This window comes from Bartonella rhinolophi (assembly GCF_036576165.1).
GTDB lineage: Bacteria > Pseudomonadota > Alphaproteobacteria > Rhizobiales > Rhizobiaceae > Bartonella.
Window position 1 is genome coordinate 557,745 of sequence record NZ_JBAFWY010000001.1, and the last position, 13,383, is coordinate 571,127.

11 protein-coding genes are annotated in these 13,383 nt (G+C 38.4%); 10 read left to right on the top strand and 1 reads right to left on the bottom strand.

The genetic code is table 11. The features are described from left to right. The first annotated feature begins 3 nt into the window (after window positions 1–3). The 9 genes from V5N67_RS02270 (at window position 4) to V5N67_RS02310 (ending at window position 9,391) form a co-directional block, all read left to right on the top strand. On the top strand, window positions 4–1,128 hold the full coding sequence (locus tag V5N67_RS02270) for a phage capsid family protein (RefSeq protein WP_332060250.1): 1,125 nt from the start codon (window positions 4–6) through the stop codon (window positions 1,126–1,128). A 739-nt stretch (window positions 1,129–1,867) separates the two neighbouring features. Then, entirely contained in the window at window positions 1,868–3,067 is a 1,200-nt protein-coding gene (locus V5N67_RS02275) for a phage capsid family protein (RefSeq protein ID WP_332060251.1), read from the top strand. Window positions 3,068–3,174: 107 nt separating this feature from the next. Beyond that, window positions 3,175–3,855: a phage adaptor protein gene (locus tag V5N67_RS02280; protein WP_332060253.1), complete on the top strand. Its 681-nt coding sequence runs from the start codon at window positions 3,175–3,177 to the stop codon at window positions 3,853–3,855. Next, the gene (bgtE, locus tag V5N67_RS02285; protein ID WP_332060254.1) at window positions 3,856–5,319 is read left to right on the top strand and encodes a gene transfer agent protein BgtE; all 1,464 of its coding nucleotides are present in this window, start codon (window positions 3,856–3,858) and stop codon (window positions 5,317–5,319) included. Between the two features lie 201 nt (window positions 5,320–5,520). Further along, window positions 5,521–5,991 (top strand): hypothetical protein, encoded by a 471-nt coding sequence (locus V5N67_RS02290; RefSeq protein WP_332060255.1) that lies wholly within the window; start codon window positions 5,521–5,523, stop codon window positions 5,989–5,991. Beyond that, a complete protein-coding gene (gene bgtD, locus V5N67_RS02295) occupies window positions 5,988–7,112 on the top strand; it encodes a BaGTA-type gene transfer agent maturation protease BgtD (protein WP_332060256.1) in 1,125 nt (374 codons plus the stop codon). The genes V5N67_RS02290 and bgtD overlap by 4 nt, the downstream gene beginning before the upstream one ends. A gap of 953 nt (window positions 7,113–8,065) precedes the next feature. Beyond that, window positions 8,066–8,410, top strand: a complete 345-nt coding sequence (locus tag V5N67_RS02300) for a hypothetical protein (protein WP_332060257.1) — start codon at window positions 8,066–8,068, stop codon at window positions 8,408–8,410. A 70-nt stretch (window positions 8,411–8,480) separates the two neighbouring features. Beyond that, window positions 8,481–9,134: a gene transfer agent endolysin BgtA gene (gene bgtA, locus V5N67_RS02305; RefSeq protein WP_332060259.1), complete on the top strand. Its 654-nt coding sequence runs from the start codon at window positions 8,481–8,483 to the stop codon at window positions 9,132–9,134. Window positions 9,135–9,139: 5 nt separating this feature from the next. Then, on the top strand, window positions 9,140–9,391 hold the full coding sequence (locus tag V5N67_RS02310; RefSeq protein ID WP_332060261.1) for a hypothetical protein: 252 nt from the start codon (window positions 9,140–9,142) through the stop codon (window positions 9,389–9,391). Between the two features lie 801 nt (window positions 9,392–10,192). On the opposite strand, the gene V5N67_RS02315 is transcribed toward V5N67_RS02310, so the two are convergent. After that, the gene (locus tag V5N67_RS02315) at window positions 10,193–10,636 is read right to left on the bottom strand and encodes a hypothetical protein (protein WP_332060262.1); all 444 of its coding nucleotides are present in this window, start codon (window positions 10,634–10,636) and stop codon (window positions 10,193–10,195) included. 1,606 nt (window positions 10,637–12,242) lie between these two features. On the opposite strand from V5N67_RS02315, the gene V5N67_RS02320 reads away from it, so the two are divergent. Next, window positions 12,243–12,956 (top strand): DUF4167 domain-containing protein, encoded by a 714-nt coding sequence (locus V5N67_RS02320; RefSeq protein ID WP_332060263.1) that lies wholly within the window; start codon window positions 12,243–12,245, stop codon window positions 12,954–12,956. Window positions 12,957–13,383 lie beyond the last annotated feature (427 nt).

Sequence of the window (13,383 nt, forward strand, 5' to 3'; positions counted from 1 at the left end):
CAAATGAAACAAAATAATCATGAAGCTTTGGAGGTAAGCTCTCAATTATTCGATAAAGAAGTTGCAAAAATACTCCCTATTGCTCCCTTAATTGGAAAAGATTCCAACAGTATTATACAAGTAAAAGAGATATCTAATAGAGGACATGGTGATCGTGTTCTTTTTCATTGGCCTATCCTGACGGAGGACTATGGAGTGTATCCATTGGAGACTGGGCAAAAACAATATATGTACCTTATGGCTGATAGTGTGAATGTTGGTGAATTTTCTCAAGCTGTTGCTATCAGAAATGAAGAAACTGCCGATCCGTCTGTCGTATGCGGTATGCACGCTGAAGCGAAGCGTGCTTTGGTTAATTGGTATGTAAATCGTTTGACGACGATGTTCTTCGTTCACGCTTGTGGGTACACAGCGCGTGCTTTAGACAACTACGCAGTTTTGACAAACACAACTCTTCATAGCGTGGTTTGCGGCTATAATGATCCAATACCACCAAGTAGTAAATGCGTTATACGACCCAATGATAAAACAGAAGATGAAGGTTTGGACGAAAATGATACCTTTAGTCTTGAACTGATTGATCAAGCTACTGGACGCGCTAAATTTATTCGTGGAGCAGAAAGATTAAAACCAATATGTATTGGAGGAAAAAGCTTTTATGTACTTTATCTGCATCCAAAACAGGTGGCGCAGTTGCGTGCAAACACAGAAAAAGAGCGGTGGCGCGAAATTACGAGGGCAGACTATTTTAGAAACTTTATGGGGCATCCTCTTTTTGAAGGGGCGCTTGGCGTGTATAATGGGGTTATTTTGCACGAAACTGAATATGTGACTCCGGGTGTTCAAGGGAATGTGCATGAGGTTTATCGTGGAGAGTCCGTGCAGGAGGTGCGCCGTGCTGTTCTCCTTGGGGCACAGAGTGTTTTCCTCGCTTTCGGTGATGGACATGAAGCACCGCGACCTCAAATCACAGAAGAGGTGTCTGACTTTAATCGTGAGCTTGGGTTGGCAATAAAAACCGTTATCGGTATGAAAAAAGCGCGTTTAGGGGATTTTAGACAAGATGGTACAATAGGTTCTGGATATGACGATTTCGGGACAGTTGTGATCCCAACTTATGTAGGATAACCAGCTTAAAGGTTGCGTAAAAGAAAAACTGTGAAGCAGTAGCAACAAAAAAGACAGCAAGCAGGTCGTGGGGTCATGAGGCGTTTTAAGGTGAAGCGCAAGGAGAGAGGTTTCATCAGGCCCACGAAAAAACCTCATGGAATGTTTGCGGTGGTTTGGAAAAATATTTCTGCAAGCAAAAATTGTTGCTCACAAAGCGGCTGTCTATTGTGCTTATGCCCATAAAGTCATCCTGTTTTGGAAAAATACTCAGTAAAATGTGAGGGACAGGGTGGCTATTGGGAGTGGGCGCAAAAATAAAAAGAAAGCTGCTTTTAACCCGTTTGGAATCCAATTTTAATCGTTTGGAATCTACAAGGGGTGGTTGTAAAAAATGCGTGAGGGAACATATTTTTTAAAGTAAAAAAATATGTGCAGGAGGGGGCTTAAAGAGAGTATTGGGGGCGTCTCTTTGAAGTTTAAGAAAGCTTGTATAGAGAAATTTCTTGAAAAAATATGGGCGTGAAAGCTCGTGAGGGCGTGGGGCAGTTCTTCTCAAAAAAATAAGAGTGCTTGTGAGGAAATGCTTGCAAAAAAAGTAAACGCTCTCTCATGCAAGATCTATGACAGATCTATGAAAAACAGCCAGAAAACCACGCAAAAATAAATTCATCGCCTAAAAATAAGGAAGATGTGTGGATCATCAATAATCAGCGCGTGGCTGATTTTTTTTTATGTTAATAATTTTTAAAGGGAAAAAATGAAAAAAAATTATATAAAACGAAATGGTCATACGGATTTGGAAGCATATTCGCAATTATTCGATAAAGAAGTTACAAAAAAAACCTTTATTGCTCCCTTAATTGGAAAAGATGCTAATAGTATCATACAATTAAAAGAGGTAACCAATCAAGGAAGAAAGCACGATAAGATTGTCTTTAATTTGCGTGGGTATACTTTTGGCACTCCAGTGTTCAATATATCCGAACAGCTTGAAGGTAATGAAGGACAAGTATATGCTCTAAATGATTATGTGGCTATTAATGAAATTTTCTGCACTATGCGTGTCATGGGTAATCGCGTTGTTACTAATCATCAGTCTAGCATACACGAATTACGTAAGGAAGCCAAATATGGTTTGGTTAATTGGCATGCAAACTATTTGTCTGCGATGTTCTTCTTGAGCGTTTGTGGATATACAGCTCATGACATAGGGAATTACCCAACTGTTGAAGAATATAGTGATGAGGGGGCTACGTATTTTATAGGTTCTGCCTCTTCTGAAATAACACGACCAACCGATAAGCGCATTATACGCGCCAATGGAAAAATGGCAGATGAAGAGTTGGATGAAAATGATACTTTTACTCTTGAACTGCTTGATAAAGCTATTTTACGCGCGAAACGTGAAACCCCAAGAATGAAACCAGTATGTGTGGATGGAGAAAATTTTTATGTGCTTTATTTGCACCCAATACAACTGGATCAATTGCGCGCGAATATAGGAAGAGAGCAGTGGCGTGAAATTACGAAGGCACTTCATTATAAGAAAATTGAAACGAAAAGCCCTCTCTTAAATGGAGCAGTTGGTATATATAATGGGGTTATTTTGCACGAAACTGAATGGGTTACACCAGGTGTTCAGTATAATGAAGTGAATGAAGGTGAAGATAATAGGTATAATCGTGACAAGTACGTACCAAATGTACGTCGTGGTGTTCTCCTTGGAGCGCAAAGTGCTATCATGGCTATCAGAAAAGATCGTGGAGCGACACACTATAGATTCATGGAAAAGCGTTTTGGCTATGACAATGATCTTGGAGTGGCAGCAGTGATCGCTATGGGTATGAAAAAAACGCGCTTTAATGTTTTGTCACACACACATTACGTGTCATCCTTATTGCAGAAGATTTCTCAGCAAGATTTTGGGGTAATTGTGCTTCCAACTTATGCAGCATAAGCTGAAAGGCTGCTTAAAAAATATTCCAAATGCTTTCCTCAACAAGCACTTTGTTGAGGGAAAAGCATAATATCTCATCTCACACTGAACAAGAATTATGGTGCTTCATGACCGTTTCATCCGTTGATCCTATACAATCAGACTATTCTCAAATTTTTGCTCATATGGTTGCGCTTATTCAAGATGAAATTGATGATACAACAGATGAGTATTCCGTTCAAATTCAAGATTCAATCTTTACTGCTGTGCGCTTGTGTAAACGAGAGCCTTTTTTCTTTCATGAAAAAAAAGCGGCAACATTTAAAACACAAAGTGGAAAAACATGGTATGGAAAACAAGAAGGGCTCTTTATTGCAACAGAAAAAGATATCGAATCTGTGTTTTTGGGAACAAATCCTGCAACACAAATACAATTAGTTTATAAACCTGTTGAAGTGTTGCAAAAACAATATGGAGACCAGCCACCAAAAGGAAATCCTCTCTTTTATACCTACAGAGATCAAAAAATAGGAATCTTTCCAACTCCACAAAATATTTATACCGTGCGCTTTTTTTATGATGTCGTCGATTTGGGTGAGGAAAATGTTCTGCAGGATGATGATCCGTGGATGATCCATGCGTTTGATCTCATTAAAGCGCGTGCAAAATACGAACTGTATAAAAATATTCTCAAAGATCCTGAATATGCTGCTGTCTCTTACAACGATTTTCAAGAACAACTTAAAATCTTGCACATTGAAACATCACGCCGAAAAGGCGCTTCACACATCTTTCCAATGGGGTTTTAAATGACTTTTTTCCCAGTTGCGGATTATCGACCCGATGTGGCAGATATTAGTGGCATGTTTACCGATGAGTTGGTCAATGTGCTGCCAGCCGATGGGTCTTATATCCCTATGCCAAGCTTTATCCCGTTTTCACAGCCTTGTCCCGATCACATTTTAAAAGCGATCGCTGTTAAGACAAAGTCTGGTGTGTCTATTATTGTTGGAGCAGAACAAAAAATCTATCTGCTTGATAATACAACGATGCAGTGGAAAAATATTAGCCGAGAGGGAAGACCATATCTTGCCAATATCGATGCACCTTGGTCATTCGCTTTGTTTGGTGATTATGTTATTGCTGTGAATGCTAATGATAATCCTCAAGTAATGAATGTTACGCAGGATGAAAGATTTAGAGATTTAGGCGGAAATCCTCCTCGCGCGGGGATCGTTCGGGTGTGGGGCGATTTCGTTTGTCTGATGAAGTTGACAGAGCATCCAAGACGCGTCCATTGGTCGGGATTAAATGATGCAGAATTTTGGACCGTGGGACAAAAAAGTTGCGATTATCAAGACTTCCCCGATGGCGGATTCGTTCAAGGAGCAACAGAAACAACAAATCCAATCATCTTTATGCGATCAGCTATCTATGCTGGATCCTTTATCCCTGGGTCAAAGATTATCTTCAGTTTTCAAAAAATACACGATAAACGAGGTGTGAAAAATGCCGAATCTATCGTTTGTCGAGGAAACTTTTCCTTCTTTGCCGATGAAGGAGGATTCTACCAGATAACCAATGAAGGGCAAATTATACCAATCGGTTTTGAAAAAGTTGATCGGACGACAACTGCAATTATGAGCGGTAATAATCTCTCAACGCTGTTTGCTGCTGTCGATGGGGTCTATAATCGCGTCTATTGGATGGTTGCCAATGATGATAATGTGAAAGAGCGCATCTTACTCATTTATGATTGGGGATTGCAAAAATGGACCAAAGCTATTGTGAATATTAAAATGGTTTTGCCTATTTTCTTAGCAGGAAAAACTTTAGAAGGTTTGGATGAGATTTCTCAGAGTATCGATGATTTGACTTTTTCTCTCGATAGTAAAATTTGGAAAAATGAATCCCCCGTTTTTGGTGCGTTTGATCATGAGGGCAGGCTCGGGTCTTTTTCTGGGAAACCTATGGCTTGTACCGTGACATCACAAGAGATGGGGCAGACAAATGGTATGATAACGCGGGTGAAAAATATTATGCCTCAGGTCAATAGCGGAGAGTTTTATTTGTCTGTCGGAATACGTTTGCGCCAATCACTCGAAGAACAAACCGTGTGGCTCCCAGAAAAACAGCCCTCTTCCAATACAGGACAAATCCATTATCGCGTAAGAGCACGCTTCTATCGCTTTAAATTGCGCATCCCTGAGGGCGTGAATTGGTCTCATGTTACGGGGTTTGATGTAGAGTTGAAGCCTGCCGGTATGCGTTAAACCTATGCCTTAGATATTGTAAAAAGTAAATGCGGTTGAGCCCATGTCTTACATACACGCTTTATATATGTCGTAAGGAGTGATGCGTTTATGTAAAAAGTAAATGTGGTTGAGCCCATGTCTTACAAAAAGTGATGCGTTGAATATGCTTCATAACAGATCATATGGCTTTTTCACGAAAAGGCTAAAAGAGCTAAAATTATGACACAGCAATATGATAGTGAAAATGAGAGTAAAAACCTTTATTCTGTTCATCTTACCAATCAGTGGCCATGGGAAAAAATAGCGCGCTATCAAGATGCCATAAATGCCGCTATGAAAAAATATGCTCAGCGATTTCCAGATGATGTTTGCTTGGAAACAATTGCGCAAGAAATCGCGACAGGGCAAGCGCAATTGTGGATCGTCTTAAAAAATAATACCCAATTTCGTGCTTTTGTTATCACCAAAATTGAAATAACCCACACGGGGAAAAAACGTGTTGTTATTTTGGATCTTGCTGGAGAGGGAGGACTAAAGTTGGTGAAATTGATTGATAAAGTCGAAGAATGGGCGCGTACAATCCATGCAGATGAAATGCTGACAGTTGGAAGGTCTGGATGGGCTAAAATGCTCGCTCATCATGGATATTCTCTTAATCTTATTCATTATAGAAAGGTTTTGGCGCCATGAGAAAAAAAGTAACACCTCAAGTGCAAACAACAACACAAACAAATGCTCCACCCGCATGGGCGGAAGATATCTTTAAAACAGCCAGTGCTCAAGCACTCGACCTTTTTAATAAAGGAATCGGTGGAAATGTCTACCAAGGAGAGCGTACTGCAGGTTTGGGCGATATAACAAAAAATGCGCTCACAGGTTTACAAAATGCTGCTGATCAGTACAACAATCCAGCACTGATGGGTTTGCTCAATGCACCAACAAAAAGTGCTATGAATCTCTCTAATATGGCTCAGGGAAATTTGATCGGAAATAATAGCAAATTTAATAATGCACTCCAAAATGCGCTCAATAAAACTTCTGATGCTATTAATCAATCTATGTCAGGGGCAGGGCGGTACGGATCTGGCGCACATACTGGAGTGTTGACTGATGAATTGGGCGCGTTGGCAACCAATGCTCTCGCGCAGCAGTATAATCAAGATGTCAAAAATATGATGAATGCCAATCAGATGATTGATAATGCATCACGTGATCAGGTTAATGCTGCTAACGCCTATTTTCAAGGACAAAGCAATGCGCAAAACAATGTTTTGAAAGGCGGAATGGTTCAAGATGCTGCACGTCAAAATGCCCTAGATGCACAACGCCAAAAGTGGATGGAGGAAGACAATCAGGGGTGGAATCAGCTGGAACGATTGCTGAAAGTTGGAACACAAGCTGCCGGAAATTACGGCACAAAATCAGGAGAAGCAGTCACAATGCCATCAGTCGTAAAGGATCCGTTAAGCGATGCAGAGCGGTTGCTTGGGTTAGTAGGAGGACTTTTCGGACTTTCCGATGTGAGAGCTAAAGAAAATATCGTGCCTTTGGGCAAAAAAAATGGTTATCCAATTTATGCCTTTAATTATAAGGGAAATCCTCAACGCTATCAGGGTGTGCTTGCTCAAGAAGTGCTGCAGTTGAATCCAGATGCCGTTTATGTCAATCCCAAAACAACATTATTACATGTCGATTATCATAAAATTGGCTTTAAAATGGAAAAAATTATGGCACCTAAAAATAAAATCTTCGCCTTCTTTTTTGCCATTTTTAGACGTTTTCACTTTTTGCAAAAAGAATATGTTCTGTAAATTCATTTTATGATTGAGAACTCGAAAATCTTGAATCTTTACGCGGATAAAAAACAAATGCGTGAAAAGAACAATCCTAAAATACAATTCATAACTGTGGTTGATGTAATGGTGAAAGATATCAAAAATATTTACTAGGGCGTTTGTATACAGGTTTGTGATGAACGGGAAGACAGTTTTTTGTTTGATTAATCAGCTTATTTACGCGATTTTTGATGAGAAATTCTGGGCTTTAAAGCAACTCGTGACAAAACAAAACGACTGTGCCGCGCAATGGATGAGCGGCACAATCTGCTTTATAAGGAAATTTCGAGTGGGGTATAATTCTTAATGATTGAAAAAACAAGATGCTTATTTCATAAATGCAAATTTCATGAGAATATTGCTGAAAAATAAGATGGTTGGTGTTTAAAAAATCCAGTATATATATGGAGAAATCCATTGCGCTTTTGTTGTGGAAAAATGTTTTAAACGTGGCTTTTATGTGATGAAAAAGCTTGTTGAGAAAGAGCAAAGAAAAATTTTTTGTCACTTTGGTAAAATATGGGGGAAAAGTATGGGTGGTGCTTAAATGTGCTTGAATGCATGTGTGCTCAATTTTGCAAGTATTGCCATGTTTTTTCCTAAAATTATAAAGTGATAACAAAATAGAAAGCATTAATGCTGTTGTTTGTTATTGTTTTGCGGTGTCGCGTATAAAAGATATAAGCTTCTTGAGCTGTTCGAAAAACGATTTAAAGCTTTGTTGAAGCTTGAGCATAAAAATACTGCTGATGCTGATTGTCGTGCTCGTTTGATCAATAAAAATTTTTCAAAAAAATGCGCGTATGCATACGCGAAAAATACGTTGCTGCATGAGCTTGAGCGTAAATCAACAGATTTTGCGCAATCTTTTACTGTCAATCTACTGTGCAACAATATGAGCGGTATGCCAATAAATATGAGGTTTTGGAATGGTCTTTTTTCCATTTTCTATCGATGAAATTGATGATCCTGAACGTATTCGCGTGGTTCTTTATGCCAATGGAAGAATGGTTCATGCTCCTTTGAATGCATTGCTCGATCAAGTGCGCCAAGATATCGAGCGTTTTAGTGCAAAACAGATCCAAAATATTATGAAAATTTCGCAGCGTTTGGATGGTGTCGAACAACAGCTGAAAGTGATTTTCCAAGATCTTGAAACGTTAAAGGCAAATAAAATGCCTAAAATAAACGATAAAAACAGTGAAATGAAAAATGAAGGTGAAAAAAACCTCAATAAAAAAAGCTTAAAAAAAGCACGTTGGGAGGAGAAATAAAGAGGGGAGTTTTCAACTCATTCTCTAATTTTATCTTCAGAACTTTAAAGGAGTTTGAGGAGTTTTAAAAATGCGAAAAATTTCAAAAGAAGGACTTGCACTCATTAAACAATGGGAAGGTCTCCGCTTGCAAGCTTATCAAGATGCTGTGGGTGTGTGGACGATCGGTTATGGTCATACTGCACAAGTGGGGAAACTTTTTGTGCAAAAAGGGATGCAGATTACAGAAAGTCAAGCAGAATCTTTGTTGCAAAAAGATTTGGCACAATTTGAGAAAATTGTGGAACAGATGGTTGAGCAACCTCTCACCGATGAGCAATTTGCTGCTCTTGTGTCCTTTTGTTATAATGTGGGAACAGAGGCTTTTTGCAATTCTACGCTCTTAAAAAAGCTTAATGAAGGCAATTATGAATCTGTGCCAACCGAATTGCAAAAATGGACAAAAGCAGGAGGAAAACGCCTACAGGGTCTTGTACATCGTCGGGCTGCTGAAGCAGGATTGTGGGCTAAAGGGGCTTATGTTTCTTCTAATTATCAAACAGTAGAAACTCCCAAAATCTCTTTTTGGAAAAATGTTGAGGTTTTTGCGCCGCTTATTGGTTCATTTTCAGGGATAACAGGGATTTTTACTGGGTATGGACCTATACAATGGGCTTTAGCTGTTGTTATGGTTTTGGCTACAGTAGCTGGTATTGGGGTGTCTATCTATCGGTTGAGAGAATAATATCAATGTCCCTTTTATCTCGTTCTCGTTTGGTTATCGCTTTGGTTATTGTGGTTGCGTTGAGCAGCTTTTTTTATGGGCGCTCTTTTGAGCGAAGCAGAACTTTGATCCAAGCAGTTTCAGCTTTTCAAAATCGTGAAAAAATTAATGATGAAATCTTTTTTCTTTCTCCTTTTCATGTCTGTCTTGCTCTTGGCGGGATGCCAGACGAATGTGCCACTGTCTTGCGCGGGATGGATGAAACCACCAAAAATTAATAATCCAGCTTCTTTAGTGAAAACAGAGCCGCTATTATCGCGGTGGGTTTTGGCAACAGACCGTTTTGGTCAAAAGCAAAATTGTTGGAAGCCGTAAAGGAAAAAATAAGTTCCCAGCATTGCTATGTCTTTAATATTGTTATGTCTTTAATTGAGTGTCGCTTAGGTAGTTGGAAAAATATTGAGATGTGTTGTCTTGTGAAGATTGTAGAGCACCCTCACATCTGGCTTTTTGCATTTTGATGGGGGCTTTACGTTTTTCTTGAAGAAGTCCCACGCTCTTCGTGCGGCTCTTTCATGAATTGGCTTTAAAAAACCTTTTTAAATGCTATGCTGATTGGTGAAGCATCGCTAATCTGATGACGTGGAGTGTTTTGTTGCATGAACAAAATGATTGTTTGAAGGCGCAAGCAGATATCTTAAGACCTTCGGTTTCAGCTTTGTGAACCGTTCATTTTTTGTGGTCGTTTCTCTTGTGGTGAGGTTGTCTCTTTTTATTTTCCATTTTCAAACAGTAAAATGTTTAAAACAAGGCAAATAGGCGCATGTTTAATGGTTTCGTTTTTCTCTTCATGAGCAAAAAGATACTCTTCAGAGATCCTTTCCGTATCTTCCCCCTTTATCCCTTTATTGCTGCAATGCTTTGTGATTTCTTTCAAATCATGAAAATGGAAAAGGGATACCTCCCCAAAAAATAGATATGATCTTCAAAAATATAAAAGATCAAAAAAGATCATTAGATTTTTGAAGGAGCTTTTTCTCCCAGATTTCGCCAGCCTAATCTATTTGCGCTAAAAAAGCTTAAAAGTAATTGCGCTCCTTGTGGCTTTTCCCATCTTTTTCATTGATAAAGCAATCGCGTAAAAGAAAATAGCTGCCATCTCCTGGTCGTACCATTTTCACACATCTTTCCTTTATCTTATCAGAAAAATTATCCCACATTTCACGAATTGCAAAATAGGATTCACTTTCTAAATTGGTGCAGCGGTTATAAACTTCTAAACTTATATCAGGCGAAACTGAAGCAGCAATTTCTTTACAATAAATGCGTAAATCAAATGTGGGAATCGTGAGGAGAACAGGACTTTGTTGTACACTTTCTTTGGAGGGAAAAAAGTAATTGATAGTTTGCTGAACCGCAAAACCACACACCAAAACACAAAGAATAATTTTAAAAACACGAGAGGCTATGCGATACAGTTGTTTGCGATACAATGTTCTCATCGCTTGGATTCTTCTTTCCATGAATATCATATCCTCTCATGTATTTAAGTGAAGCTCTTTTACAGTAAAAATGATATGCGCAGACGCTTCTTAAATATGTATTATGAACAAATAGCATTGTCAGCCTTTTTGAATCAAAAAAGAAAAGCTTCTTTTTCTTGAAGCATTAACTTTCTCTTTTGCCGTCTGAAGTGGTTTGGCAATTTTGTAACAACTTAAATTAAAAGAGCATAAAAAATTTATCATAAGGCTTTCTTGAAGTAAAATCTTTACAAAGACTATGGTTGACTTCCAATTCAATATAATATGAATTATAAAAATGCGGCTTCATTCTGCGTAATCATTTTCGGAAAAGATTTCTCTGCCGTAAATTAAAGTTTCTTTGCCTTAAATATTGTCAGCTATCTATAGTAAATAACCATAGATAAGGCGCAAGCAAGCCATTTTGCTTCTTTTTATATTTTATAAAACTGGGATAAAGGGAGAAAGTGTTTTTGGGAAAGTATCAGCATGATCCCTTTTGTTTTAGTTTTTCGTAAAAGAGTTGGAAAAAGGTGAAAAAACATAAAATAGTACAATTTTAGAGTTTTGGGTTGGAACAGCACAAAGGTTTTTAAATTTTATTGTTAGGGACTTTTAAATTTTATGTTGGGAAGCACGGAAAAAGAGAAAAGCTATATTGTGCCATTGTATTGATCATTCTTAAAGGCTGTTGGGGCATAAAATTTGGAGCAGTAGGCATATTGTGATGTGAGGAAGTGAAGCATAGGATATAGAATGTGGGAGAAATAGAGTTTGCTGATTGTCTCTTTTTCAGAAATTTATGGTTATTTTGGGGAAATTTCATTTTTGCGTTGGATTTTGATATGGGACTGGTCATCAAATGTAAGATTTAATCTTTAAGAAGGATGAAAGAAAGATTTGTAAGTGCAGTGGGGCGCTTGAAAATGTAGCGAGGTGCTTGTAAAAAAGAATGATTTGCTAAACCAGTTATGGGATTTGAAACGTGCAATTGGTACATCTTAAGAGTTGGTAAGGGAGTAGTTGTTGAGGAGTTGAACATGAAGGGATTGCTTTGATGCAGAAAAAAGGCTATGTTGGTGCAGTAGATATATTCGTGCCGCGGTTTGTGGGGGAGACGCTTGTAAACTAAATGCGCGAAAAAAGGAAATATCAGCGTTTTTTAGGAACAGTGGTTTTAGAAGCAAAAAGAATTATCTATTTGTTTACTGACGAGAATTGCTTGTTTATTTGTTAAAACAGTGTGTGCGTATTCTCGTTTTTTTTGTTTTTCCACAAGATGATGATTTTTTAGTGAAATATGGTTTATTTTGAAAAAAAATACTTGGCATTTGATGTGAACATCACTAGGATTCTGCCCGTTAACAGAGAAAGAGGGAATTTTAGATTTATGTATTCCCTACTGTTTTTGTGATTTTCAAAAAATGTATGCTTTTATCAAATGTCAGTGGGACATTTGAGTAAAGTGAAGCACGGATAATTATAATTGTATTTTTAACATGATCGGCATTATCGAAAAATAATGCGATAAAGAAGAGTCAATTAAGATATACGCATAAAGTAAGATATACACATAAAGATATACAATACTCCAAAAGGGATGAATATGAGGCCACAACAAAATAGACGGGTACGCGGTCGCAATAATAATGGGAACAACAATAATAATCGCCGTAGTCCGAACCCGTTGTCTCGGAATTATGAAAGTAGCGGTCCAGATGTTAAGATTCGCGGAAATGCCCAACAAATTGCTGATAAATACATAAGTTTGGCGCGTGATGCGCAAGGTGCGGGTGATCGTGTCATGTCTGAGAATTATTTACAGCATGCTGAACACTATTTGCGCATCATTTTGGCAGCGGTTGGGCAAATGTCACAATCTTCTCGACGTGAGGAAAATGGTGAACAAGAATGTGATGAAATAGATACTGAAGCTGCAAAAAAAGACGATGTTAATTCTGAGAATTCTGTGGTGCAGACACAGCAGAAAAAAAATGGCAGTGGTCAACAAGTGAAGGCGCAAAATGGTTATGCAGATGATGCGCTGGATGCCAAGAATCTTTTGGAAGAAAAAAACTGCCAAGAGCAGTGCGTTGCAGAAGAAAATGATGAAACTTTCAAAAAATCACGTCGCACTTCACGTCGGCGCGTTATGCGGGATAAAGAAGGATCATCTCTTGAGCTTTCGCAGGTGGCAGAGCCAGTTTCTAAAAATACAGATGTATCAACAAAAAAAGTTGATTCTCTTCCTTTGTTAGATGAAGAGGTTCAGAGGAAACCACGTCGACGTCGGACAGCAGCATCATCCTCTTTGGCTTAAACGCAGAAAAAGATGTATGAGCATTTGTTATTGTTTATGTTCTTAGCTTTTAAATTAAGAAGTTACTTCGATTGATTACGGATGCGTAAAGATGTTGTTGATTCTTCTCTAAAGATACGAGATGTATCAACAAAAAGTTGATTCTCTTCCTTTGTTAGATGAAGAGGTTCAGAGGAAACCACGTCGACGTCGAACAGTGGCATCATCCTCTTTGGCTTAAACGCAAAAAAAGATGTATGAGCATTTGTTATTGTTTATGTTCTTAGCTTTTAAATTAAGAAGTTATTTCGACTGATTACAGATGCGTAAAGATGTTGTTGATTCTTCTCTAAAGATACGAGATGTATCAACAAAAAGTTGATTCTCTTCCTTTGTTAGATGAAGAGGTTCAGAGGAAACCACGTCGACGTCGAACAGTGGCATCATC